This window comes from Paenibacillus sp. GD4 (assembly GCF_030846225.1).
GTDB classification, from domain to species: domain Bacteria; phylum Bacillota; class Bacilli; order Paenibacillales; family NBRC-103111; genus Paenibacillus_G; species Paenibacillus_G silviterrae.
The window spans coordinates 4860806-4885813 of the sequence record NZ_JAVCYK010000001.1; the positions used below are offsets into that span (position 1 = coordinate 4860806).

The following is a 25008-nucleotide window of genomic DNA, read 5'->3' on the forward strand; positions in this document are numbered from 1 at the left end:
AAATTCCTCCAGAAGGTGGTGACGCGTTCATGGCATTCGAAGGACTAGCCAGCCGATTGCAAAATGTATTTAGCAAGCTAAGAGGCAAAGGCAAGCTGACGGAGGACGATGTAAACGAGGCACTGAGGGAAGTACGGCTCGCGCTTCTTGAAGCGGACGTTAACTTCAAAGTCGTTAAGGAATTCATTGCAAAGGTGAAGGAGCGCGCCATCGGCCAAGAGGTGCTGCAAAGCTTCACACCGGCGATGGTCGTCGTCGACATCGTGAATAAAGAGCTCACCGAGCTCATGGGCGGAACGCAAAGCAAGCTGGCAAAGGCTAATAAGCCGCCTACCGTCATCATGATGGCAGGCTTGCAAGGTGCCGGTAAAACGACAACGGTCGGTAAGCTGGCCAAAATGCTCACCCAGCAGAATCATAAACCGCTCCTGGCGGCGGGAGATATTTACCGTCCCGCAGCGATTAAGCAGCTGCAAGTGCTTGGAGAGCAGCTGAAGGTACCGGTGTTCGCCATGGGGACGGATGTAAGCCCTGTGGAGATTGCAAAGAAGGCGCTGCAGCAGGCGAAGGATCAAGGCAACGATTACTTGATCATCGATACGGCCGGCCGTTTGCACATCGACGAAACGTTGATGGACGAGCTGAAGCAGATCGTCGAAGCGGTCAATCCGAATGAAATCCTTCTGGTCGTTGATGCAATGACAGGTCAGGATGCAGTTAACGTCGCGGAGAGCTTCCACAAGCAGCTTGAGCTGACGGGCGTAGTGCTCACGAAGCTGGACGGCGATACCCGAGGCGGTGCCGCGTTATCGGTTAAGGCGGTCACCGGCTGCCCGATCAAGTTTGCTGCCATGGGTGAGAAGATGGATGCGCTGGAGCCGTTCCATCCCGAACGGATGGCGTCCCGTATTCTCGGCATGGGCGACATGCTCACGCTGATCGAGAAGGCGCAGGCGAGCATCGATGCCGACAAGGCGAAAGAGATGGAGCGCAAGATGCGCAACGCCGAGTTCACCTTCGACGATTTCCTCGAGCAGATGGAGCAGGTAAAGAAGCTTGGTCCGCTCGATCAAATTCTTGACATGCTGCCTGGCGCAGGGAAGATCAAGGGTATGAAGGACGTGAAGGTGGACGACAAGCAGATGAGCCGTGTCGCGGCAATCGTGAAGTCCATGACGAAGGAGGAGCGCGCCCATCCGGAGCTGCTCAACCCTAGTCGCCGCAAGCGCTTGGCTGCCGGCAGCGGCAACTCGATTCAAGACGTCAACCGGTTCATCAAGCAGTTCGAGGACATGCGCAAAATGATGAAGCAGTTCTCCAGCATGATGGGACCGAAGGGCAACAAGATGATGAAACAAATGAAGAAGCTTGGGAAAGGCGGGAAATTCCCGTTCTAATCCCGGCATCACATAATCATTTTACTCTATCTGGGAGGTGAAAATATCATGGCAACTCGCATTCGTCTTAAGCGTATGGGCGCTCACAAAGCTCCTTTCTACCGTGTGGTGGTTTCGGATTCCCGTTCCCCGCGTGACGGCCGCTTTATCGAAGAGATCGGTACTTACAATCCGGTGGCTCAACCAGCCATTGTCAATATTGACGAAGAGAAAGCACTGAAATGGCTTCAAACTGGTGCTCAAGCTTCCGACACAGTACGCAGTCTGTTCAGCAAAGCCGGCATCATGACTAAGTTCCACGAGTCCAAGCTGCAGAAGTAATCTCGCTGCAGCGTAAGGCTGCACGTGAATTCGGAGGTACGAATGAAGGATCTTATAACCGTTATCGCCAAGGCGTTGGTGGATCATCCGGATGAAGTACGCGTGACCTCGAAGGAGGACGACCGCAGCATTACGTACGAGCTGTCCGTTCACCCCGACGACGTCGGTAAAGTGATCGGCAAGCAAGGACGTATTGCGAAGTCGCTTCGTACCGTCGTCACATCCGCTGCAGTGAAGGAACCGAAACGAGTTTCGGTTGAAATCGTGTCGTAATGTCAACAATGAGAGTTAGGAGATGCTCCTAACTCTTTTGTGTATATACGGGTCTCTTAAAGGGGGCACCCCTTACATAATCCATAGGCTTCATTTTGCATGGGGGATTACTATTAATGGAGGTTTCCATGAGCGAAAAGCTGTATACGGTTGGTAAGATTGTGAATACGCACGGCATACGCGGGGAGCTGAAAATCGTCCCGCAAACCGATTTTCCCGAGGAGCGCTTTGCGAAAGGCAGTCAGCTCCTGTTCGTGGAGGAAGAGAAAAATATCCGCATTCCCGTAACGGTTGCCTCGTCCCGGTACCATAAGGGAATGTATGTGGTCCTGTTCCAAGGCTTTACCAACATCAATGAAGTGGAAAAATACAAAGGCTGGCTTCTTAAGGTGGAGGAAAAGTACCTCGGCGATCTCGAAGAGGATGAATTTTACCATCATGAGATCCTCGGTTGTAAAGTCGTGACGGATGAAGGTCAGGAGCTCGGAACCATTACCGAGATTTTATCCCCTGGGGCTAATGATGTCTGGGTAGTGAAGCCGAAATCCGGCAAGGAGCTGCTGCTGCCTTACATCGATGAGGTCGTACTGGATGTCGATGTAGAGCAGAAGCTTGTCACCGTTCACATAATCGAAGGGCTGCTGGATTGATGCGGATCGATGTACTGACGTTATTTCCGGCCATGTTCGAGGGTGTATTTCACTCCAGTATCCTGGGAAAGGCGCAAGAGAAGGGTCTGGTTAGTCTCAATACGACCAATTTTCGGGATTATGCGAATAATAAGCATAATACGGTGGATGATTATCCCTATGGAGGCGGCGGAGGCATGGTGCTGAAGCCGGAACCGATCTTCACCGCCGTAGAGGATATTACCAAGGGCTATACTCGTAAGCCTAGAGTCATTCTGATGTGTCCCCAAGGTGAGCCCTTCACTCAGAAGGTCGCGGAACGGCTGTCGGGGGAAGAGCACTTACTCTTCATCTGCGGGCACTACGAGGGCTACGATGAGCGCATACGAGAGCATCTGGTGACCGACGAGCTATCGATCGGCGATTATGTGCTGACCGGAGGAGAGCTGCCTGCAATGGTTGTAATCGATAGTGTAGTGCGTTTGCTGCCTGGTGTGCTCGGTAACGAGACGTCGGCGGTTACGGATTCCTTCAGCACCGGACTGCTGGAATACCCTCACTATACCCGCCCGGTGAAGTTTCGCGATTGGGAGGTACCGGAGATTCTGCTGTCCGGTCACCACGCGAATGTGGCCGATTGGCGGCGTAAAGAGTCGCTTCGCAGAACCTGGAAGAAGCGGCCGGATCTGCTCGAAAGTTTCCCGTTGTCGAAGAAGGATGAACGGTTTCTACAGGAGATTCGACAGGAAGAAGAAGGCGAGAAGTAAGCCTTCCCCGGAGAAACGTAAAAAGTAAAATGTTTTTACTCCAAAACCTCCCTTTCCCTGTTGAACTAGGCTTGGCATTGTGTTATGATATAAAGCGTTGTTGCATTTTTGCTTAATACGGTGGTCCTCTGCGCGTAGCATCGATAGATTGATACAACTTAGGAGCGGCATGAACACCTGTGTGGAAGGAGGGAGTCATACATGAATTTGATCCAGGAGATTACGAAGGAACAATTGCGTCAGGATATTCCTAGCTTTCGCCCAGGCGACACGCTGAAGGTGCATGTTAAGGTTATCGAGGGTTCTCGCGAGCGTATCCAGCTGTTCGAAGGTGTTGTAATTAAGCGCCGCGGCGGCGGTATCAGCGAAACGTTCACAGTAAGAAAAATTTCTTACGGTGTTGGCGTAGAAAGAACGTTCCCAATCAATTCCCCGAAGATCGATAAGATTGAAGTGGCTCGCCGTGGTAAAGTCCGTCGCGCGAAGCTCTACTATCTTCGCGGTCTGCGCGGTAAAGCAGCTAGAATTCAAGAGATTCGATAAGAAACGACAGGGGCTTGATTTTCAAGCTCCTTTTCGCTTTCTATATACCCCTATTCCATGGTAGAAAGGACAGTCACGTACATATGGAGCAAGAGCAAACCGTCGAAAACGAAAGCAAACCAAGCTCGGTAAAAAGCGAAGCATGGGAATGGATCAAAGCGCTGTTGATCGCCGGAGGATTGGTGTTCATCATCCGTACCTTCATCTTCTCTCCATTCATCGTTGAAGGTCCGTCCATGGAACCGAATTTTCATACCAGCGAACGGCTCATCGTCAACAAGATTTTATATGATTTCAGGGCGCCGCAGCGCGGCGAGGTCATCGTCTTTCATGCGACAGAGGACAAGGATTATATTAAGCGTGTCATTGCGCTGCCGGGCGAGAAGGTTCGGGTGGAAGGCGATAAGGTGTTTGTAAACAATCAGCAGCTGGATGAACCGTGGCTGAAGCAGGCATTGGATGATGCTGCGAAAAAAGGGATACCCTATAACACGAGAAATTTTGCCGAGAAGACGGTAACGGAGGGCAGCGTGTTCGTCATGGGGGACAATCGCTCCAACAGCGCAGACAGCCGGGATATCGGATTTATCGAATATGACCGCATTGTTGGCCGGGCGGATATTATTTTTTGGCCGATGAAGGATTTGAAGTGGATCCATTAAATGTAGAACAAGCGAGGTGACCTTATGACAATTCAATGGTTTCCAGGTCACATGACACGGGCCCGGCGGCAAATTCAGGATAAGCTGAAGCTGATCGATCTGGCGATAGAGCTGCTGGATGCGAGAATCCCGCTTTCCAGCCGGAACCCGATGATTGACGAAATCTTAATGAACAAACCGCGGCTCGTGCTTCTGAACAAAAGTGATCTGGCCGATCCGGAGATTACACGGCAGTGGGTTGCTTATTTTGCGGAGCAGGGGTTAAAAGCGCTTCCGATCGACGCTGCACAGGGGAACCCGAGCAAGGAGATTTTGAACCGCAGCCGGGAGCTATTATCCGACAAGATTGAAGCGCAGCTGCGCAAAGGCATCAAGCCAAGAGCCATTCGGGCACTGATTGTAGGCATTCCGAATGTAGGCAAGTCGACTCTCATTAATAAAATGGCCGGACGCAAAATCGCCGCTACGGGAGATCGTCCCGGTGTAACGAAGGGGCAGCAGTGGATCAAGGTTGGTACAGAGATGGAGCTGCTGGACACGCCGGGGATTCTATGGCCGAAGTTTGAGGATCAACGGGTCGGCATGCGACTTGCGGCAACAGGGGCCATTAAGGAAGAGATCTTGCACCCGGAGGAAATCGCCTTATTCGCCATGCGTTATATTGCCAAGAAGTATGGCGATTCGCTGAAGGAAAGATTCGGTATCGCGGAGGTTCCGCAGGATACCGAGGATAATGAGAAGGTAGTTCAACTGATCGAGGACATCGGCCGCAAGCGCGGCGCGCTTATGAGCGGCGGAAGAGTCGATCTGGAGAAGGCGTCTCTGACGATTCTTAGGGAGCTGAGAGCTGGCAAGCTGGGACGCGTCAGTCTCGAGGATCCTGCGATGCTTGCTGCGGAAGCAGAAGAGGCAGTTCCCCAAGGGTAAACGAATAGATGGTTAAACGAAATAAGGCCTCACTCCCTATCGGTGACGTAATACCGGTAAGGCGTGCGGTCTTTTTTGTTTCGAAGATCAAGGGAGGAAAGCTGGATAGAACGGCTTCGGCCTAGGGAAGAATGAGGGTAAAGTTAATGATCAGGAAAGATCTGCTTATGAAATACCCACTATATGAGTACGTTTTAATAATAATCCCAACGTTAATTGGGATTCTAGGCGGATACTGGATAGTAAGAAATAACTGGCACCGCTACGGGCTGTTATTCTTTATTAGCGGGGCCGTAGGCACAGGCTTATGTTACCTGTTTATTGTACTTCGCTTTTATTCCTTCCCGGATCGCCCTCTGCATGGGCATCTGATTGTACCCGCTTTCGTCATGTTTACTTTTATCCCATTTACGGTGGTTGCCGGAGTACGCTATAGTCCGAAGATCTGGTCTTGGAAAATTCCATTTTATTGGGTGCTTGTTCACCTGGCGATCGTTTCTGAAATGCTGCTCATTCAATATACGAATATTTTCACCTTTACGTTCGGTTGGGATCTATGGGACTCCTATACCCTATGGTGACTTTACTATCTAATTTTTGAATGGCTTGGCGGTAAAATTGTCCCCTCGACCGATCGCTGCCCGTTACATACGGCTTGGTTTCGTTATAAGCAATGGGGCTGGATTGCTGTACACGTGATTTTGATTGCCACTATTTACACCATGGGGGTGTACGCAGGGAAATTTCTATGGGGCTGCAAATAAAGAGCCTTAGCAGTATTCCATAAACTCCAATCGATTGCCGAACGGATCCTGCACATAGAAACGAAGGATGCCTTCTTCCTCACGCATTTCATCATCGATCACGTGCACGTCATTGGAAAGTAAATGCGAACGAAGGGCTTTGAGGTCCCGGACGAGAAAAGCAGGGTGGGCCTTGGCGGCAGGTGCGAAGTCCTTCTGAATGCTAAGGTGTACTTGATGAACTCCGCATTGAAACCAGACACCTCCGCGAATGCGTAGTTTATCAGGCTTCGGTAACTCTTTCCAGCCGAGAATTCCGGTAAAAAAAGCGCGCGCGGCTTCTTCAGCACCGGCTGGTGCAGCTAACTGAATGTGATCAATTCCTTCGAACGAAAACGACATGTTTATCACCCTTTTAATTAATTTCACCTAGCGAAACAAAGTTTCATTATTATATCTACATTATATAATGTGCAGAGCATCCTGGCTAGAGCTTCTACCAAATTCTGAAATAATTTTGAGGAAAATTCCTCTAAAGTCGTTACCGGAACAAAGCCCACAGTTATGGAGAGAGTCTTCAACCAGGCCAATTGGCTATGGTTTATTTCTCGATATGTTGGCAGCCGGAATGATTCCTTTTTGAGGTTTCAACATTTTTACCGGATTAGTTTGAATTAGCCAACAATGGTGGTGAGGGAAGGAAAGCTCCATTATGTCACGCGCTAGGAGCTCCGACACCGGCGGTGAGCATGGAATACATTCTTTTCGGAGATCGGTTTTGGCGTTGGTGCTAATCGAGGAGTTAATAACAAGTTAGGAAGTCTTCCTCACTCATAAATTGGGGAGTATACCGGGTGTCGAATTGCATGAAGTACGAGGAGTACAGGCAATCGAGGCATCCCCGGGGAGCCGTTGCTGATGGAGGATGATTTTTCCGCTAAGTATAGGATACATAGTTTATCTAGAAGGGCAGGAATGTATCGCTCTGCTGACGGAGGACTTTCCAGCAGATCTGTAATTTTTTTATGGGCAAGCCGGGAGAGCTGAGGTATAATGATTTTTTAAGAGAAGGGCTATGGAAAGACAGAAAAGCGGGTGGACGACTTGTTGGAATATGAAAGAGACCTATGGGCGCAGGGGCGAAAATGGGTGGCCGGTGTGGACGAGGTCGGTCGGGGATGTTTGTTTGGCGATGTAGTGGCTGCTGCGGTAATTTTGCCGGAGGGTCTTATCCTAGATGAAGTGAACGATTCGAAGAAGCTTTCTGAAAAAAAACGGGACGAATTGTATGAGGTGGTCCTGCGAGAGGCTGTAGCTGTTGGTATAGGGATCATGGATGTACAAACGATTGAGCGTGTCAACATAAAGCAGGCGGCGCGTCTTGCGATGAAAATAGCTGTGGAACAGCTGACGCAGTCCCCGGATTATTTGCTTGTGGATGCAGAGAAGGTGGATTTGCCGATTCGCCAGCTGGCGGTCATTCATGGCGACGCCTTAAGTCAATCGATAGCAGCGGCTTCGATAGTTGCTAAGGTAACGAGAGACCGGATGTGCCTGGATTGGGATAAACAATATCCTGAATACGGAATTGCAGTACATAAGGGGTATGCAACGAAAATGCATCGCGAGCGAATTTTGGAATTCGGCCCCACGCCGCTTCACCGAAAAATGTTTCTTCGCAAGCTGCTTGCGGAAACGGAATATGAGCAGCAGGAATTGTTTTAGGATGATCTTAGGATAGATATGAAAGTTTGGACGAGAGCTGCCGATATAAAGTATAAAGAGATTTGTGAGAAGCCGGTCGGTAGAGGCCGGCTTTCTCTTTCGGATAGGGAGGGGAACAATGAATATTGGCGGATTGTTTCGCGGGATGATGGGTGATGTGCAAGCATCGGAGCCTAAGTCGTTGGAGTTGAAAACCGGACAGGTAGTCCGCGGCGTCGTCCTTCAGGTTTTACCGGAGCAGGAGGCTCTGATGAACATTGGGGGGGTACAAGTAAGAGCGAAGCTGGAAACGCCTTTGAAGCAGGGGCAATCCACCATGCTTCAGGTGCAGCCGGAATCTGCGAATGGTCAAGTGAACTTGAAGCCCTTGGAATCTTCAGGAGGGGTACAGATTGCGGATTCATCTCTCCCGGATGTCATTAAATCACTGGCCATCAGCGATACGCCTGCGAATCGGCAGCTCGTCCAGGCGCTGCATCAGGCGGGAATAGCGCTGACGAAGGAAAATGTGCAAGCGTTCGTACAGCTTGCCGGGCAAATGCCTGCATCGATTCCTTTGGAGGATTGGCTTCCTGCCGGCATAGTAGCCATACAGAAGGGGGTGCCCTTAACGCCGGAAGCGGTGTTGTCGGTCAAGCAGGCAATCCAAGGCCAACCCATACACGAGACCTTGACCCGGCTGGAGGATGCGATTGAGCGGGAGCTTGGCGGCGGGAAGCCAATGACTCCGGATAGCAGAGCGCTGCTAGAAGGTGTAAAAGCGCTCGTACAACAAGTCCGGGCTGCTTCAGCGCAGTTATTAGCTCAAGCGGAGGTAGAAACGCCTCTAGGAACGAACGCGGGCGCGGGAGCGCAGTCGGGCGTAGCGGCGATGGCGGCGGGAGCGAGCGGCAGCGCGGGAGCAGGAGCGCAGGCGAGCGTAGCGGCGACGGCGGCGGGAGCGAGCGGCAGCGCAGGCGCGGGAGCGCAGGCGAGCGGAGCGGCGGGAGCGAGCGGCAGCGCGGGAGCAGGAGCGCAGGCGAGCGTAGCGGCGACGGCGGCGGGAGCGAGCGGCGCGCGGGAGCAGGAGCGCAGGCGAGCGTAGTGGCGACGGCGGCGGGAGCGAGCGGCGCGCAGGCGCGGGAGCGCAGGCGGGTGCGGCGGCGACGGCGGCGGGAGTGAGCGGCGCGCAGGCGCGGGAGCGCAGGCGAGCGGAGCGGCGGGAGCGAGCGCGCGGCGCGGGCGCGGGAGCGCAGGCGGGCGCGCGGCGACGGCGGCCGGGAGCGAGCGGCGGCGCGGGAGCAGGAGCGCAGTCGGGCGCGCGGCGACGGCGGGAGCGAGCGGCGACGCGGGAGCAGGAGCGCAGGCGGGCGCGCGGCGACGGCGGCGGGAGCGAGCGGCGCGCGGGTGCGGGAGCGCAAGCGGGCGTAGCGGCGACGGCGGCGGGAGCGAGCGGCGGCGCAGGCGTAGGAGCGCAGGCGGGCGCGGCGGCGACGGCGGCGGGAGCGAGCGGCGGCGCGGGTGCGGGAGCGCAAGCGGGCGTAGCGGCGACGGCGGCGGAGCGAGCGGCGGCGCGGGTGCGGGAGCGCAAGCGGGCGTAGCGGCGACGGCGGCGGGAGCAGGAGCGTTAGCGGCGACGGCAGCGGGAGCGAGCGGCAGCGCAGGAGCAGGAGCAGGTGAGCAGCCACTGACCACAACGCAACAGCAGCAGCCCGAAGCAGCCGAGCCTGGACAGTGGCTAGGCCGGATGATGAAAGCGCTCGGTGTTGACCATGAGCATCAATCCCTCAAGCTGCTCCATATGCAAGGCAACGCTTCAGCCACAGAGTCGAAGGCGGCCGATACGCTGAAGGGACTTCTGCTTCAACTAGGGCAGTCAAGCGATGTAACCCCGGCTTTGAAAGAAGCGGCGCAACAGGCCCTGCAGCAAATAACCGGTCAGCAGCTGCTGTTGAATACCGACCGTTCTTCCATGTTTTCACATGTGACGATGTTCGTGCCCCTTATTAATGGGAATGGTGAACAAACGGCAGCGATCCATATTCAATCCCGTAAGGGCAGTCGAGGCGGCTTGGATGCTGATAATTGCCGGCTGGTATTCGACTTGAAAATGAAATCACTCGGTGACACCATGGTGGATGTGCAGGTAGTGAACAAAATCGTAAGCCTGCAGGTCCATAATGACCAACCATTTCTCGCGGATTTGCTGGAAGCCAACCGGGAAGAGATTGCAAACGGTCTTTCCGCGATCGGTTATCAGTTCATATCTATGAAATGCACCCCATATCCTGAACGGCTGTCGGAGCTGAATGAGAACAGTACCGCAGCGATTAAGCCTGGTTCGGCAGCGGCTCAGCTGCAAGCGGTATACGGCCAAAAGCCGTATAAAGGGGTGGACATCCGCCTATGAGCAAGAACAACCAAACCCCTCAGCCAAGCCCGATGAAAAAGGCAGTAGCCTTGAAATATTCACCGGATATCTCTAAGGCTCCCACTGTTGTGGCTAAGGGAAAGGGGCATATGGCGGATGCCATTTTGCAAAAAGCAAAAGAAGGGGGCGTTCCCGTTCAAGAGGATGCTTCCTTAGTCGAGGTATTATCGAAGCTGGATCTGGATCAAGAGATTCCACCCGAGCTGTATCATTTGGTGGCGGAGGTATTAAGCTTCATCTATCGTTCCGATCAGAGGGCCAAAGGGATGAAACCAAACCGATGACAGAGCAAAAAACGGCGTTAAATCGCAAGCAATTGGGAGCTGTAGGAGAGCAGCATGCCGAAGCTTACTTAATCTCTAAGCACTTTATCATTCTTGCACGCAACTGGAGGGTTCGCTCGGGAGAAATTGACATTGTCGCCAAAGTGGACGGTGTTATCGTCTTTATCGAAGTACGTACACGCAGCCGGACATTACGCTTCGGTACGCCGCAGGAATCCATCGATGCCAAAAAACAGCGGCAGGTGCTGGAGACAGCCCAGGTCTATCTTCACCAGCACCGTCTTTATAATGAACAAACACGCTTTGATGTGATCTCCGTCATTACGGATCCTTACGGAAACCTGAAAGAACTGGATCACATTTTATGTGCCTTCTGAAGAAGAGGAGCTTCCTCTTCTTTTTTTGCATAAGTTCTAATGATTTCATCCTTGAACGGTTTTACTTTTTATCCAATGTACGGTACTGCAGCGCTTCAGCTACATGAACCTCCTCCACCTTCTCACTGCATTCCAAATCGGCGATCGTCCGGGCCACCTTCAATATCCGGTCATACGCTCGTACGCTAAGCCCCAGTAGTTCAAACGTTCGTTCCAGCAAAGCAGAGGAAGCGACGTCCAGCTGAATCGTTTCGCGCAGCCTCTTCCCGCTGAGCTCGCTGTTAAACAGGATCCCCCGGTTTCGGTATCGATCCTCCTGAAGCAGATGGGCCGTTTCCACCCGCTCCCGCATCTGCGCCGAACTTAACTGCTCTCCGTGATTTAATTGAGAATAATCGATTCTCGGCACTTCGACGTGCAGATCAATACGATCCATCAGAGGACCGGAGATTTTGGATCGATATCCCGCAACCTTTAGCGGACTGCAGGTGCATGAATGAATCTCAGTCTCAGCGCCCCAATAGCCGCAAGGGCAGGGATTCATCGACGCCGCCAGCAAAAAGTGAGCGGGAAACGTATAGACGGCGCGCGCTCTTCCGATCGTGACACGCCGATCCTCCATTGGCTGACGGAGAACCTCCAGCACAACGCGGGAAAACTCCGGCAGCTCATCCAAAAACAAGACGCCGCGATGGGCGAGGCTGACCTCACCCGGTTTGGGGATGGAGCCGCCGCCGATCAGTCCGCCTGCTGAGATGCTGTGATGAGGCATTCGAAACGGACGCTCCCGAATCAGCCGGCTGCGGTCGGCAAATTTGCCGGAGGCGCTATAAATCTTCGTGACGTCTAAGGCTTCATGATCATTCATCCGCGGGAGAATGGTTGGAAGTCGTTTGGCCAGCATGGTTTTGCCCGTACCGGGAGGACCGATCAATAGTATATTATGATACATTCTCAAGCTAGAGAAAAGTCTTATATGGCGCGGCATTGGGAATATTTATGTATGTTGCGAATCCACAAAATGATAAATTGTGGTAAAATTAAAAGCAAGATTCAATAGAGAAGTGTCGGCTAATCCCGACGCTTTTTTGTAATAAAATTACATTCCCGCTTATATGCGAGTAACGGACTTGATTTGTTGGCGATAGGAGGAATTGACATAGCGAGGAAAGCAATACATGGTAAATGCCACATATGCGGCTCATATGGCAAATTGTCTTTTGAACACGTTCCTCCAAAGAGTGCCTTTAACGATACCAAGTTAAAAAGATTTGGTTTTGAGCAGATTTTCGACAAGGGGCCAGAAGAAATACCTACTCATGGGTACAAGTTAGAACAAAAAGGTGCTGGCGGCTATACTCTTTGCGAGAAATGCAACAACTTGACAGGGACTTGGTACGCTGATGATTTTGCTGATTGGGCGTTTGAGGGGATGAGGTTACTTGCAGTTTCAGGTGGCAGTTTAAGTTTGCACTACCCAATAAAAATTTTCCCACTCCGAGTAATCAAGCAAATCGTTACCATGTTCTTTTCGGTTGTCCACCCAGAGTTTCGACAAAAGCATTTTGACCTTGAAAAATTTGTACTAAATCCAGAAACAAAGTATTTACCACCTTCAATTCGAATATATTGTTCTTTTATGAATGGTAATTGGGCGCGTTCAAGCGGAATAACGGTAATTGGTCGGTTCACGGAAGTTGGATATAAACCGATTGTAATGAGTGAGATTGCGTTTCCTCCGTTTGTTTACGTTATGACAATAGATTCACCGCCGCCTGACGACAGATTGACGGACATAAGCTGGTTTTCCCGCTACGACTACAACGAATTTGACATTGTATATCCAAAGTTCAATGTTTTGCCGATTAATTATTACTTACCGGGGGATTATCGCACTATTGAGCAAATGAAAGAGGATAGAATAAAGAACGAAATGGAAGCGAACGAGTTGGGGCTGTAATAAGCACTAATTCCTCAACGAGGTAAGGAAGATGATGAAGGTCTGATACACAACGTTCCATAGGCGTTGTATTTGACTTTATAAGAGGCGTAAGATATAAGGGGAGTAAGTATACCCGACGTCGGATTGACGAGCCTGTAACGCTGAAATAACCGCGATAGGCACGTTTTATGTCCCACTTATCCAAAATCGCAGTACTCACGCTAATCCTCGCCATGCTTTAACATTCGCGTTATTTCACTCCCATACTCTATATTTCATCAGATGAAACTAACTGTAAAGCGGACATTACGCGATTCTTAAACTAGCGTCACAATCACGTAAGCCTTAACGACATATATTAACGGGAACGGCGTTTGACCGCTACGCTGTTTCCTACGCAAGCATATAGAACACCTCCTACGGAAAGGCGTCGGCATATTGTCGGCGTCTTTTCGTGATTGAAGACACAAGGGATAACGATTCGATTGCGAAAGAAATCTCCGAGCTGGAACGCTTGCTTGGCGGGGAATAATCGCTGTTTCCCCGCTTCCCCTTCGTCAAAAATACGACGCACAATATGTATTGAACGACGAGTTTTATTGACGATAATGCTAGTTCGTCGTATAATAAAAGCAATTCGTCGTATAATACTAATGTTAACTCGTCGTATAATAACGAAGGGGTGTTTGATATGGGCATTAACGAAGCAATCGAAAAGTACATTGACGCTTTAAAGACCGATGGTAAGAGCGCAACAACCGTCAAAGGTTACGCGCATGACTTGAAGCTGTTCGGGGCGTGGCTGGACGACATTTCGTCGAAGGGGGGTATACCGGGGGCCGGGGTGTCCGCGGTCGCCAAAAATACTCTTGAAAAATACGCACAATTTTTGAAAACTTCGGGGGCAGCGCCAGCGACCGCTAACCGACGTATTATAGCCGTCCGGAAATTCTTCGAATACTTGGCGAAGGAAGGCGTCATTGAAACGAATCCTGCCGCTGACTTGAAGACGAAGCCGGTTCAGCGTCAAAACACCGTCAAGTGGCTCGACCGGAACGAAGTCGGGCGCGTCCTTTACGCTTGTGAAACACAGCCACACGCGGGTCTATTGAAGAAGACGCGGGACAAGGCGCTCATCATGGTCTTGGTAAACTGCGGGCTTCGCGTTTCGGAGCTTTGCGACTTGCAGCTTGACGACTTGGATTATAACGCTTCGCTTCTGACGGTACGGGACGGTAAGGGCGCTAAGTACCGCAAGGTTCCGTTCGGGAAGTCGACCCAGGCCGCGGTAAAGACGTACCTTGATATGCGGGAATCCCAATCGTCCTATGTCTTCGTAACCGAGCGCGGCGACCAAACAACGCCGAGAGCCGTACAGCACGTCGTCAAGAAGCTGTCTGAAATTTCGGGCGTCGACTTTACGGTTCATTCCCTGCGCCATACTTACGGGAAGAATATCGCGGACGAAACGGGCGGTCGTCTTGAAGTCGTCGCACAGCTGCTTGGTCATGCTACGATTGAGACGACCCGTATATACGTGACGCCTTCCATGAAGGAGCTGACGAAGGCTGCGGAAGCAGTTGAGTTTGAGTAACGGGTATTAATTTACCTTAATAATGGCATATTAATGTTATGGCTCTTTTTGGGTAGGTGAATCCTTGGTGGGATATTGGACTGGATTTATTACATTAGTGATAACGCTTTTTATTATTTGGTTTATGCCGAAGCGGTTAAGCAAGCAGGAGATTTATATTACTTGGGGCTGGATGGCATGTCTTACACTTATTACAGACTTGTTATTTGGTGCAACGCTGGACTTGTATGATTTCGTTGAATCGGATATAACGGTTGCTGACATCATTTTACAAGTAACTTTACCGCCTTCTATTGGGGTAATTTTTCTGAATTTTATCCCGAAAAAAACACTTCACTTTATTATATTTTTAATTGTTGTTACATTTGTTTCGTCTTTGTACGAGTGGGTAGCAACTGAAACTGGCTATTTGATTTTCAAGGGGTGGAAGTGGTGGTACTCAATACCAGTCTACCCTTTGGGAATGATTTATTTGAGATGGCATTTGAATTTTATTCGCAAGAGGTGAAATGAAATTGTGGTTTACCCTTACTAGGCTTCGGTATATAATTAAAGTCTAGCATATCGTAAGAAAGGGTCGCCCTCATAGCACCCATCGAACGTTCGAAATCGACGGTCAACATCGTCAAAGCGCTTGACTATGTTGACCCGCACCTCTCTAATTACTTGACGTAATCCCTGAACTTCTTCCACAAGCTGTTTAAGTAGTTCTTCCATCCTCAAACAACTCTACGAAAATCGTTTTGAATCAATCGGCCGAAGCTTTAGCAAAATCAAGGAACAGCTTGGCGGAGTTAAAACACAACTTGAACGCATGGAACGCAAGCAAGACGCAACTTACGAACAAATCGTCGCTTAGTGAAGCATTGATTCGCGACTACACCTTAAGAAAAGGACGTACCCACATGAAGCGCCTTCAGGATGAAGAATTGATTGAGACGTACAGAGAAGCGTTTAAGGTGGATGCTCCTGAAGAGTTCTTGCAATTACTTCGTGAGGAATTCCTTCGACGATTCTTAGAAATCCCATCAGCAGAATAAATTATAGCTCCCCCGTATAAAGGGGAGCTTTTTATTTTATTGGCTAAAATATAACAAAGCGCTGGGGGAGTTCTTTAATCATTTTTTTGCTGTCAAAACTCTTCTGTCTACTGTTCCGGGCGGTTTTTCCATCCAACCATTTTTAATCATAAGCTCCGCGCCATCATCAACGAAAGTTTCTATCTCCCCCGTTAGTCGGACATATGCGGATGCTAAATCCCTTCTTAACGAAAAGGAGAGAGCTGTCCCGTAGTTCAAAACTCCTGCCGCATTTAATCCGCAAATATGAAACAACATCAGTTTATCTGAAAAAGGTGCATCGGTTGAATCCAGTACGTCCGAATCCCAGGTCATAGGTGCAGGGAGGTCTTCGTCGCGTAAATATGAAGAAAATACTTCAATTTGCTTGTGAGCGATTTCCTTTCCCCTAAGAAAATATTTCCTTACTTCGTCGGAATTTGCCGTTTGTGCAAATCCGTATATGAGAGCTTTACCTAGCGCATTTGTTTGAATATTTGCGAATAAATGAGCAATTTCCATTGCGTTAAGTGGTCGTTTATCACCAAAAATTCCGTTTAAGAAGCCTTCATGGTGTACGTATTCAATCGATTCAGCGTTCGGTATATACGGAGGACGGATATACAAGCCCTTTGTCAGCATGACATGAGCCACTTTATTATATAGCTCTGTTGTAGAGGCAAGACATTCCGAGAAAAAATCTCTAACGTCTGACCGGGCGCTAAGTGCTAAAGCTACCGCGTATAACGCCAAGCCTTGTTTCGCTGTGTCTTTCATGTAATTAAGGAAAAATGTATCTGAGTACAGCCGTCTTGCGTTGATATTAACGTCTTCATCGTCAAATCCATGTGGAATCGGTATGTCCTCATGAGCAAGGATGTCGGAAATAACTTGTAAGTGTTGATTACTTAGATGTAACGAATATTCCAATATCGCCTTAATTTCTAAGTCTTCGACTTTAGCAAGGAAATATCTTAGAACACATTAGCCATGCTGTCGCCCATGTAATTACTCCAAAGATGAGCTATTTCGGCCGAAGTTAAGCGAATATTATGTTCCGTTTGTACCAAGGTTAAGACCTCCCGAACATTTTCACTTAGCTTTTCCTATTGATGAATTTATATCCAAAGGAATTGAGAAGGCCGAACAAGATTACGAATGGAACAGGAATTAAAATTGGAAATTATGGTTACCCTAATTTTGTTAATGGGAGGGAGGGGAATTTGGTTGGAGAAGGAAGAGTATATTAGACTGATTGACCAAAATAATAATCAAATTGAAGAATTGCTAGATAGAAAAGTTGAGATTTGGCAAGAGTATGTTTTATTCAGTCCAACGTGGTATTTAGGGATTGCATTGAGTATAATTCCTTGGTTACTTTGGTATAAGTATAGAAAGAAAACAAGCACGAACCGCCTTCTTTACGCTGGATTTTTTGTAATGACAGTATCGTTAGTACTTGACGTATTGGGTGACCAAATGGGCTTTTGGCATTATAGATTTAACGTAGTACCCTTGTTGCCTACTTATTTTCCTTGGGATATAACCTTACAACCAGTAGCGGTTTTGTTTTTATTACAAACAAAGCCGAGCGTAAGCCCTATAATGAAAGGAATAGTTTTTGCGTTATTAACATCGTTTGTTGCAGAGCCAATTTTCGATTGGGCAAAATTATATAATCCGATAACTTGGGAGTATTACTATTCAGTCCCAATACAATTCGCAATTTACTTAACTGCTGATTTTATTTCTAATCAAAACACTTTTATGAAATTAAAGGACAATCCATAAGAGTTATTTGTCATGACTAAATGAAGTTCGCACATGCCCGCGTCGTTGACGTTGCGGGGGACTATGTCGCGACGGAAACGTTCGGTGTGACGCAGAGACAAAAAATAAGCGCCCGAAGGGCGCCATTTTTAAAATTCACCTTATACACTACTCGCAATCAATCTCCGGTTTGGAGCTAGCGGCGCTTGTTCTAACCACTCATTTTTCGTCATTAAATCAAACCAATCTTTTGTGACCGCAAGGTTCTTTAAAATAATCTTTTCATACTGAGCCACAAGGTCTGTTCTCATCGCCGTTGCAAGACCTGCTCCATGATAAGCTTGTGAAGCTTGCATTAAAAATCCAAAGTGATACAACATTAATTTGTCTGAGAATGGTGAATCTTTTGCTGTAGTAATTTCGGTTTCCCATGACGTAGGGACAGGTAAATTATCATCCCTTAAAATATTACTCAAAGCTTGAATTTGGTTATCTGAATTTTCTTGCGTCGACTTGAAAAATTCCCTCACTTCTTCATTTTGGGTTACTTGGCTAAATGCAATGGAGAGTGTTTTCTCTAGGATTTTCTTTTTTAAATTAAATGAAAGGCTAATAACTTCAACAGCTGATAAGGGACGTTTATTTCCAAATAAGCCCTTTAGAAATTTTTGCTCCGATACGTATTCAGGGCTTTCCTCTGGATAAAAGTAAGGGTCTCTTTGAAAGAGTCCTTTTTCTAATAATAACTCAACTGTTTTGTGATACATTTTTTTTCCGTCACTATCGCATTTGTCATAAAATTGCCGTAAATCTTGTCTCACAGAAGCGGAAAGAGATGTGATATGTCCTAGTAAACCGTGCAGGGTCATGACGTGTAGGTAATGTAAACAGAAATTATCTGAAAACAGCCTTGAGCATTCTTTATTTATTAAGTCTGACTCATTAAATCCAATGGGAACAGGAAAACCTTCTGCTTCAAGAAACTTAGTGATTTGCTGTTTTTGTTTGTCGTATGTGGTTATTGCTTCTACAAATAATGTGTTAATTTTTTTATCCTCAATAATGGTTACCATATATCTATTTATAACATCAATAGCGGTTCCATTTACATATTCACTCCATAAAGTCCCGATTTCAGCAGAAGTCAGTTTTACATCCACGGATTCCATTTAAGTTCCCCTTTTCTCAAGTTTGCTTAGAGTTAGTATTTGAAGGTAGATTTTGTTTTATTCAGATTGGGATTGGAGATAAATGGAGGCTTTCGTCAAAATAAAGCTATATCGGATATGTTTGGTTCGTCGCCGTTCGCGCGGAAAAGCCGTAACGAAGACAATAAGGGTGCGTAGATTGCTACACCCTTTAGCGAGGTTGGACAACAATGTATGCTGTCACAAATAGCAAAAAATTTACCAAAAATATACTACAAACCTTCCCCTGGCACTTCGTTCCCCTTTAAGGCGTCTTGGATATTCCTTGGCGCCTAAACTAGTCGTATAGATGTCCTTATTAAATTAAAATACTGTTGTTGTAGGCCCCAGCCAAATATGCTAATGTCAAACGTCGTTGACACTTAAAGTCAAACGTGACGGACACAAAGAAGAATCAGTTAAGAAGAACCAATGTTTATATAATATTTACTTCGTAAATATCGCAACGTCGGGAATTTTGACAATAGGAAGGCCGGGAAGTCTTATCGTTAATTAGAGGACGTTGAGGTATACGATAACGAATAACAAGAGGTCGCCAAAGGCTGCCGGGAGCCGAAGGCGAACCGCGACCCCTAAGGGGGCGTAAAGATTGCCGCGGCTTCTCACTATTTCAAATCTTACTTTACCTTGGGTACCTTATTTCTCACCGAAGGGGGAACATCGTTAAGGTCGGGGATTATACGTTGGGGAATTACGTTTGGGTATAGCGTATATATTACCGCCCTAAGCGTTATACATAAGTTAATTCGACATTATGGGGCGTTCTTGGGGCACAGAAGAAAAAAATTTATAAAAAATTTTACGGCGATTGATTACGTGTACGGATTGTATTTCACCAGCTTCCCACGAAGGCCATCGAGTGTCCGCTTCGTCTTCTTATGGTCGCTAAAACCGCAAACCATCGCTAATTCTCGAAGGGAAGCGTCAGGGTCGTTCACCAACGCCATGAATAGCTTCCTTTCGTCGCCTGTAAGCGTCTTTTCGTTCAGCATGGCGTCAATAAGGTCGCGGTCGGTCGCTTCGTCTTCAAGGCTACGCCCCTGACGTAAAGACTTCTCTGTAATTTCGTTGTACGGTAACAAATCGGATTCAAACGCCTTCTGACCGCTAACAATTTTGTTCCCGCGGCGACCAGTTTCCGCCCTAACTACGTCAATAGCACGAGCTGTATAGCCCCGTTGCAAAGCTTCGTAAACCGTAAATTCCCTATTAGTTAGTTCCCTGCTTCCTAGGCGCCCCAGTTCCGCGATAAACGCTGATTCGAAGTCATGACGACTAATACGCTTACTAGAATAACGGCGCTCATAATATTCGGCCTTGCTTCGTATTTCATTCTTTAACAGGTCGTACATAAGGGATAGGTCGCCGTCTTCATAAGCTCGCTCAACCGCCCAAATAAACGCAACCTTTGCGGCGCTATACTTTCGGCGTAGTCGTTCGTCAACGCTTTCGAACGAATCAGGCGCTAATGCTTCCTTTACCGCCTTTCCCTTGCGTTCGATTACGGTATATCGCCAATTGTTGAGCTTTACCGGTGTATCATAGATTCCGGCTACTTTCCATCCTTTTATTTCTTGGTCAAATATCAATTCAGCAAACGCCATAGTGTTACCCCCAAATTGAAAACTTCAAGCTACCCCAATGGGGCGTAGATATTGGATAGTTAATCCAAGGGGCTTTTCTACAAGACGTTCAAAAAAGATTTTTTTTACGACCTTGTAATTAAGGGGTACGGAATACTATTCCAGTAAAGGGCGAAACGGATTATACCGTTGTCCCTGAAAAAACTGAATATCGTCCCGCTTATCGCCTACGCGTTCCTTGACCGGGGGAGCGCGTAGCCAACAGATACCAATGCGCTATTTAATGCGCTTTTTCTTTTGACTTTAGTCAACGATTATTTTTGAGAAAAGGGGTGAAATAGATGATGTCTGAATATGAAACGTTTCGCTTCATTCGCAACTATTTGAAAATTCCTATGTCCAAGGTCGCTATATCACTAAATGTCGTTGAATCAACCGTTCATCGAATTGAACATGGACTAACGATTCCAACGGCGCAACAACGCGCCAAACTGTTCGAAATCTACGGCGTAAATGAAGAACAATTTCAGGCGTTACGGGTTATCACATTTCATTTGGCGCTATACTTGCGCAAAATTGAAGTTAAGGTAAATTAAGGGGGTATTAATCGTGAAGCTTATCGACGAAATCAAAGCGAAGGTAACAAACAAAGTTGAAGCCTACCAAGAAATTAAGAACCGTTTCGACGCTGAAATTAACCGCCTTGAAAGCGAGATTATGGCGATTAACGATGCGATTAAGGCTACTCGTGCGATTATCGAAGAAAAGGCCATGAACTTGGAAGACACCAGCGCAGAAGAAAAGCAAATCGAGGATGCGACAAAACTAATCGCAAAGTTGGCGGAACGTTTGGAACTTATAAAGCGTGGTAAACGTCAAGCCCTCGCTTCACATGTCCCGGCAGTAAAGCGTCATATTGACGAGAAGCGAGAAGAAGTTAAAAAGGAAATTGAAAAACAAGTCGAAGTAATTCATAAACTTCGTGCGACATTATTAATGGAAATTCAAAAACTATATGAAATCAACCATAAGGCTATTGCACTTTACTCCGAATATCTTACCATTGCCGAAGAAAACGGGGAAAACGTAATTGGAACGGACACAGGTTCTATTGTTGGTGGGCGATTTCATTCAAACGACAATTATGCATATTTCGGTAAGGATATAACGGCGTTAAAATTGTTGACAGTTCCTCAATGGATGGTGCAAGACGCGAAAGAGGGGAATATCCCAATTACTTTGAAAAAATATATTCAATAACGGGGCGTCTTCGGGCGTCCTTTTTCCATTTAGGGGGCGTTATGATTGACTATATCGCGAGAAATGAAATACCGGGACGTAACCGACCGATTTATCAATAGTCACGAAGACATTGCAACAGACGAAATTTGGACTATGGTTCGTGAAATTGTCGCCCAGATGATACGCAACAAACGAGTGGTACGTGATGGTGAAAAGCGCTGGAAGACCTCTAATGTTTGGAATACCACCGAAGATTTCGACCGCGCCCTTCTTCAATGGGAAACTACTACGGGGGAACGAGCGGCTAAAGCTGAAGAAAGTCCGGAATTGAATTGACTAGAAAGGAAACGCGAAATGGAGATATTCGCTTTTGTTGGAGCTGACCCGGGCAAAGCAGGAAAGGAACCGAAACGTCGGGGTTATCTCGACAAGAGCAGGAGGTAAATGAATATGGTAAATAAATCAGTATTGCAAGACTTAATCGAGGGGTATAAGAAAGACGGTGCCGAAGATACAAAGGAAATTGCGGAGACATTAGAATCCCAGACGAAAGAAGCCGAAGCAAGGCTTGAGCTATTAATCCAGCAAGGGAATCCGCTTGCAATACTCATGAAGGGCTTTATGGAGCAGGGTAAGCAAAATGACACAAGTAACGAAACGAGATTAAAACCAAACGAATTGTAAGGCGCTTAAACGGCGTATTTAAGTATTTATGACTTTTCAATTCGAAAAACAGATATCAAGGGGGCAATAGAACATGGCTATTCGTACAAATAGAGATGCATTTATCACGGAAGCGCTGACTTGCGACGCAAAGAAGTCACAGCTTGAACAGGAACTTATAAGCGCTAGGGAACAGCTTATCGCCAAACAAACGGAACGGGAAGCGTTACTTTCTGAACTTGAATCGACGGCAACGATTGATGGTGAGATTCAAGCGCTTAAAAAATCAATCGTGGATATGGAACAACGCCTTTTCGTCGCTGATAAGTATAAGGAAAGTAAGCTAGCGGCATTACTTGATGATTTCGTGGCTGAAGCTGACGCTGAACGTGCGGAACATAAGGCGGTCTTTGACGCTCAAATGAGTGTTATCCACGGGAAAAGAGCCGAACTTCTTCGGGAAATTGCAAAGCTAAAAGAGATTGAAGACCAAGCTCAACCAGCCCTATTGGAAATGTTTAAGGCGATTCGCGATAGCGGTATGGATGCAAATAATTACCGCCGCAGCTCTTTTATTACGCCAAGCCTGACGCAAGATTTCGCTTGGAGTAACGTTGATGAAGGACAATTAGCAAGCGTAACAGTCGCGGTTCCAGCGTATCTCGTTCAACAAGCGATTAAAGGTAACTTACCGGATTGGGCAAAGGAATAATAGGCGTCGGGTTCTCCCCCGGCGTTCTTTAGGGGTTGAGTTATGATGAATGACGTTATAATTAATGACACCCTATCTTTTCTTAATGAACTGTATGGCTTCGACGTTTCTAAGCTTGACGCTCGACAGAAACAACGTGCTGACGAAATCCTTGAACGCAAGCTTTACGCCGAAGTCAAAGCTAACACGAAATCGGGTCTTCGTAGCGGTATGACGCCCGAAGAACGCAAAATCTTCGAACTTGAAGGTCGACTTTTGCGAGCGAAGCTAGAAATGGTAAACCGAGAAATTGAAGCGTTTGACATGAGCTATTCGTCCAAAATACGCAATCGTGAAAGTAAACATGCGTCATCAAGAAACAACTCAACGAGGAGGTGAATCCAATGAGCGACAGACACGATGTAGACAAGCGTGAATATATGGACGGCTTGAACGAAATCGAAATAAGGGCGGTTGAATTACTGGCTAATAAAGGTCGTCGGACTTACCGTGAACTTGCCACTGACCTTGGCCTTTCGGAACGTCACTTTCGCCGAATCCGCGACAAGAAAGAAGTTCGATACGCCGTTAGGGAACGGACGCTAGAGCTTATGTCGGATGAATTGCCCGACGTCCTGGGGGCATTGGCGAAATCAGCGAAACGTGGAAATGTAAAGGCCATCGAAATGTACCTTGCTATGCAGGGAATCAACGTCAATAAATCGGAAGTCGTCCAGACGGTGCGGGATGAACGCCCTGATAATCGCTCGAACGAAGAAATCCAAAAGGAAATCGCCGAGCTTGAGCGTATGCTTAACGAAATCGGCGAAGAAAGCAACGTTGTTCCAATTAGAAAAGCGAAGTAAAAGCGACCCTTTCGCCGGGGTCGCCATTTTTTTTTATTCTTGAGCCGGGACGATAAAGCCATGGCGATTTAGTTCATCCGTAATGAAAGTTAAATCAAGTCTGTTTATATGTGCGAAGATATATGAGAACACAAGAAGGTAATTTGCTACTAAACCGATTGCGACTTCGACGTTTACATCACTTGCGCCAATAATGATTGAGCCTGAATTTCCCTCGGTATCCCATAGTGATTCCATAGAACCACTTTGTCCATGAACATATTCGCTGGTATGCTTATAAATTCCAATAAACTCTTCCTCAAAGGAAAAATTCGGGAATCCAGTTATGTTTTTCTCAGGAAATCCTTTTTGAAGTTTTCCAGTATCGTCCAACGCTTGGGCTCGTTTTAATAATGAACTAATTCTCGCCCAATTAACCTTACTTCCAGCATGAGGATAATCGCTTTTGAAGTCAGAGAAATCTTTGTTTAATTTTTCAACCGTTTTTTCTTTAAAAAGTTCCTCATAAGGTAAGTCCGCCGACTGTCTTCTTTTCTTGTAAACCTCCGAATGAGTTAAAACAGAATGTCTTGTTACTTTGTAGTAATCGACCCAAGCGTTCCTTTCTACGTCGTCACCGTTAATTTCTTTACATAACCATAAGTAAGACAAGTCAATAAGTGATTCAAGAATTGAACGTCCTAACACTAGGGCAGGGCTACCGAATCCCGCTTTCGTTAGATGGTATGCTCCCGCACCAAGTTGATAGGAATGTGCCGTTATAAATCGGCTTATCATTTGTAATTGATTGAACTTTTTCGTCTTTCGACCTCTTATATCAGCTAATAGGATTTCATTTGTTTGTAGGAGTAGAATTAGATTCCTGTATTTATCAACGTGTGCAAAGGGCAAATCTTTTGTTGCTTCGAGTTCTTTCTCCCAACGTTCATATATTTCTTCCTTCTGAAGTGGCTTCGCCATTGAAACAATCCTCGTCTCATGATTGATTTGGAATTCTAGCGTCCATCAGATAAAGCCGTCTTACTGGACCGTCTGAATATTTAGATTATAAACGAAGCCAATCAAAGGTGAATAGCGTCTTTTCTGTTTTAGGGTGTCACATTGACGAAATCCCCCACGACATAAGACCACGAAAATTCAACGTCGGGGGAATAGAAAATGAATACCACAATAAAGTCGCCGAAGGAAATCAAATTGCAGTACGAAATTAAAACGGTCGATTGCCGATATATATTAATTCGTTACACTGATGGAACAAGTGAGATTATCGAAAACAATGTAGCATCGGATTAATTCTTCGGTAGAACACCCTTGTAAATAATGACAAATTAGG

Annotated in this window: 31 protein-coding genes and 2 pseudogenes; 27 read left to right on the top strand and 6 right to left on the bottom strand. The window is 47.4% G+C overall.

Annotated elements, in window-relative coordinates:
• Positions 1-29: 29 nt before the first annotated feature.
• From ffh to RAC89_RS22985, 9 genes are all read left to right on the top strand, one after another.
• Complete coding sequence (gene ffh / locus RAC89_RS22945) at positions 30-1397, top strand: signal recognition particle protein (protein WP_306615925.1); 1368 nt, start codon at positions 30-32, stop codon at positions 1395-1397.
• 48 nt (positions 1398-1445) lie between these two features.
• Positions 1446-1718 (top strand): 30S ribosomal protein S16, encoded by a 273-nt coding sequence (gene rpsP, locus RAC89_RS22950; protein WP_159886997.1) that lies wholly within the window; start codon positions 1446-1448, stop codon positions 1716-1718.
• 42 nt (positions 1719-1760) lie between these two features.
• The gene (locus RAC89_RS22955; protein ID WP_306615926.1) at positions 1761-1991 is read left to right on the top strand and encodes a KH domain-containing protein; all 231 of its coding nucleotides are present in this window, start codon (positions 1761-1763) and stop codon (positions 1989-1991) included.
• 128 nt (positions 1992-2119) lie between these two features.
• Entirely contained in the window at positions 2120-2641 is a 522-nt protein-coding gene (rimM, locus tag RAC89_RS22960) for a ribosome maturation factor RimM (RefSeq protein ID WP_306615927.1), read from the top strand.
• Positions 2641-3387 (top strand): tRNA (guanosine(37)-N1)-methyltransferase TrmD, encoded by a 747-nt coding sequence (gene trmD / locus RAC89_RS22965; RefSeq protein WP_306615928.1) that lies wholly within the window; start codon positions 2641-2643, stop codon positions 3385-3387. The genes rimM and trmD overlap by 1 nt, the downstream gene beginning before the upstream one ends.
• 201 nt (positions 3388-3588) lie before the next feature.
• The gene (gene rplS, locus RAC89_RS22970; RefSeq protein ID WP_306615929.1) at positions 3589-3930 is read left to right on the top strand and encodes a 50S ribosomal protein L19; all 342 of its coding nucleotides are present in this window, start codon (positions 3589-3591) and stop codon (positions 3928-3930) included.
• An 83-nt stretch (positions 3931-4013) separates the two neighbouring features.
• Complete coding sequence (gene lepB, locus RAC89_RS22975; protein ID WP_306615930.1) at positions 4014-4592, top strand: signal peptidase I; 579 nt, start codon at positions 4014-4016, stop codon at positions 4590-4592.
• 24 nt (positions 4593-4616) lie between these two features.
• The gene (ylqF, locus tag RAC89_RS22980; RefSeq protein WP_306615931.1) at positions 4617-5519 is read left to right on the top strand and encodes a ribosome biogenesis GTPase YlqF; all 903 of its coding nucleotides are present in this window, start codon (positions 4617-4619) and stop codon (positions 5517-5519) included.
• Between the two features lie 146 nt (positions 5520-5665).
• Positions 5666-6100, top strand: coding sequence for a CBO0543 family protein (locus tag RAC89_RS22985; RefSeq protein WP_306615932.1), 435 nt, complete (start codon positions 5666-5668; stop codon positions 6098-6100).
• A 189-nt stretch (positions 6101-6289) separates the two neighbouring features.
• Here RAC89_RS22985 and RAC89_RS22990 read toward each other — a convergent pair whose 3' ends face one another.
• Positions 6290-6664: a VOC family protein gene (locus tag RAC89_RS22990; protein WP_306615933.1), complete on the bottom strand. Its 375-nt coding sequence runs from the start codon at positions 6662-6664 to the stop codon at positions 6290-6292.
• Positions 6665-7354: 690 nt separating this feature from the next.
• Between RAC89_RS22990 and RAC89_RS22995 the strand changes: the two are divergent.
• The 5 genes and pseudogenes from RAC89_RS22995 to RAC89_RS23015 all read left to right on the top strand — a co-directional run.
• A pseudogene (locus RAC89_RS22995) lies at positions 7355-7987 on the top strand (ribonuclease HII); the annotation flags it as partial.
• Between the two features lie 118 nt (positions 7988-8105).
• Entirely contained in the window at positions 8106-9071 is a 966-nt protein-coding gene (locus RAC89_RS23000) for a hypothetical protein (protein WP_306615934.1), read from the top strand.
• Positions 9072-9713: 642 nt separating this feature from the next.
• Positions 9714-10376 (top strand): hypothetical protein, encoded by a 663-nt coding sequence (locus tag RAC89_RS23005; protein WP_306615935.1) that lies wholly within the window; start codon positions 9714-9716, stop codon positions 10374-10376.
• The gene (locus tag RAC89_RS23010; protein ID WP_306615936.1) at positions 10373-10681 is read left to right on the top strand and encodes an EscU/YscU/HrcU family type III secretion system export apparatus switch protein; all 309 of its coding nucleotides are present in this window, start codon (positions 10373-10375) and stop codon (positions 10679-10681) included. The genes RAC89_RS23005 and RAC89_RS23010 overlap by 4 nt, the downstream gene beginning before the upstream one ends.
• The gene (locus RAC89_RS23015) at positions 10678-11058 is read left to right on the top strand and encodes a YraN family protein (protein WP_306615937.1); all 381 of its coding nucleotides are present in this window, start codon (positions 10678-10680) and stop codon (positions 11056-11058) included. The genes RAC89_RS23010 and RAC89_RS23015 overlap by 4 nt, the downstream gene beginning before the upstream one ends.
• 61 nt (positions 11059-11119) lie before the next feature.
• On the opposite strand, the pseudogene RAC89_RS23020 reads toward RAC89_RS23015, so the two are convergent.
• Positions 11120-12004: pseudogene (locus RAC89_RS23020) on the bottom strand (YifB family Mg chelatase-like AAA ATPase); the annotation flags it as partial.
• Positions 12005-12196: 192 nt separating this feature from the next.
• Between RAC89_RS23020 and RAC89_RS23025 the strand changes: the two are divergent.
• The 4 genes from RAC89_RS23025 to sda all read left to right on the top strand — a co-directional run bounded on the left by RAC89_RS23025 (position 12197) and on the right by sda (position 15634).
• Positions 12197-13018, top strand: coding sequence for a hypothetical protein (locus RAC89_RS23025; protein ID WP_306615938.1), 822 nt, complete (start codon positions 12197-12199; stop codon positions 13016-13018).
• 673 nt (positions 13019-13691) lie between these two features.
• Positions 13692-14594, top strand: coding sequence for a tyrosine-type recombinase/integrase (locus tag RAC89_RS23030; RefSeq protein WP_306615939.1), 903 nt, complete (start codon positions 13692-13694; stop codon positions 14592-14594).
• Positions 14595-14661: 67 nt separating this feature from the next.
• Positions 14662-15102 (top strand): CBO0543 family protein, encoded by a 441-nt coding sequence (locus RAC89_RS23035; RefSeq protein WP_306615940.1) that lies wholly within the window; start codon positions 14662-14664, stop codon positions 15100-15102.
• A gap of 298 nt (positions 15103-15400) precedes the next feature.
• Entirely contained in the window at positions 15401-15634 is a 234-nt protein-coding gene (gene sda, locus RAC89_RS23040) for a sporulation histidine kinase inhibitor Sda (protein WP_306615941.1), read from the top strand.
• A gap of 78 nt (positions 15635-15712) precedes the next feature.
• Here the strand turns inward: sda and RAC89_RS23045 are convergent, their stop codons facing one another.
• Positions 15713-16582: a DUF3231 family protein gene (locus RAC89_RS23045; protein WP_306615942.1), complete on the bottom strand. Its 870-nt coding sequence runs from the start codon at positions 16580-16582 to the stop codon at positions 15713-15715.
• Positions 16583-16879: 297 nt separating this feature from the next.
• Between RAC89_RS23045 and RAC89_RS23050 the strand changes: the two genes are divergently transcribed.
• The gene (locus RAC89_RS23050; RefSeq protein WP_306615943.1) at positions 16880-17443 is read left to right on the top strand and encodes a CBO0543 family protein; all 564 of its coding nucleotides are present in this window, start codon (positions 16880-16882) and stop codon (positions 17441-17443) included.
• 140 nt (positions 17444-17583) lie between these two features.
• Here the strand turns inward: RAC89_RS23050 and RAC89_RS23055 are convergent, their stop codons facing one another.
• Both RAC89_RS23055 and RAC89_RS23060 read right to left on the bottom strand, forming a co-directional pair.
• A complete protein-coding gene (locus tag RAC89_RS23055) occupies positions 17584-18591 on the bottom strand; it encodes a DUF3231 family protein (protein ID WP_306615944.1) in 1008 nt (335 codons plus the stop codon).
• Positions 18592-19442: 851 nt separating this feature from the next.
• Positions 19443-20234 (bottom strand): hypothetical protein, encoded by a 792-nt coding sequence (locus tag RAC89_RS23060; RefSeq protein WP_306615945.1) that lies wholly within the window; start codon positions 20232-20234, stop codon positions 19443-19445.
• A gap of 320 nt (positions 20235-20554) precedes the next feature.
• On the opposite strand from RAC89_RS23060, the gene RAC89_RS23065 reads away from it, so the two are divergent.
• The 7 genes from RAC89_RS23065 to RAC89_RS23095 all read left to right on the top strand — a co-directional run bounded on the left by RAC89_RS23065 (position 20555) and on the right by RAC89_RS23095 (position 23675).
• Positions 20555-20809 (top strand): helix-turn-helix domain-containing protein, encoded by a 255-nt coding sequence (locus RAC89_RS23065; RefSeq protein ID WP_306615946.1) that lies wholly within the window; start codon positions 20555-20557, stop codon positions 20807-20809.
• A gap of 13 nt (positions 20810-20822) precedes the next feature.
• Positions 20823-21473 (top strand): hypothetical protein, encoded by a 651-nt coding sequence (locus RAC89_RS23070; RefSeq protein ID WP_306615947.1) that lies wholly within the window; start codon positions 20823-20825, stop codon positions 21471-21473.
• A gap of 63 nt (positions 21474-21536) precedes the next feature.
• Entirely contained in the window at positions 21537-21791 is a 255-nt protein-coding gene (locus RAC89_RS23075; RefSeq protein ID WP_306615948.1) for a hypothetical protein, read from the top strand.
• A gap of 114 nt (positions 21792-21905) precedes the next feature.
• On the top strand, positions 21906-22139 hold the full coding sequence (locus tag RAC89_RS23080; RefSeq protein WP_306615949.1) for a hypothetical protein: 234 nt from the start codon (positions 21906-21908) through the stop codon (positions 22137-22139).
• Positions 22140-22212: 73 nt separating this feature from the next.
• Complete coding sequence (locus RAC89_RS23085) at positions 22213-22830, top strand: hypothetical protein (RefSeq protein WP_306615950.1); 618 nt, start codon at positions 22213-22215, stop codon at positions 22828-22830.
• 42 nt (positions 22831-22872) lie between these two features.
• Positions 22873-23208, top strand: a complete 336-nt coding sequence (locus tag RAC89_RS23090) for a hypothetical protein (protein WP_306615951.1) — start codon at positions 22873-22875, stop codon at positions 23206-23208.
• A gap of 5 nt (positions 23209-23213) precedes the next feature.
• The gene (locus RAC89_RS23095; protein WP_306615952.1) at positions 23214-23675 is read left to right on the top strand and encodes a phBC6A51 family helix-turn-helix protein; all 462 of its coding nucleotides are present in this window, start codon (positions 23214-23216) and stop codon (positions 23673-23675) included.
• Between the two features lie 33 nt (positions 23676-23708).
• Here the strand turns inward: RAC89_RS23095 and RAC89_RS23100 are convergent, their stop codons facing one another.
• Positions 23709-24635: a DUF5677 domain-containing protein gene (locus RAC89_RS23100; protein ID WP_306615953.1), complete on the bottom strand. Its 927-nt coding sequence runs from the start codon at positions 24633-24635 to the stop codon at positions 23709-23711.
• Positions 24636-24833: 198 nt separating this feature from the next.
• Between RAC89_RS23100 and RAC89_RS23105 the strand changes: the two genes are divergently transcribed.
• Positions 24834-24968 carry a hypothetical protein gene (locus RAC89_RS23105; RefSeq protein WP_306615954.1) on the top strand — a complete coding sequence of 45 codons (135 nt, stop codon included), beginning with the start codon at positions 24834-24836 and terminating at the stop codon, positions 24966-24968.
• Positions 24969-25008: the final 40 nt, after the last annotated feature.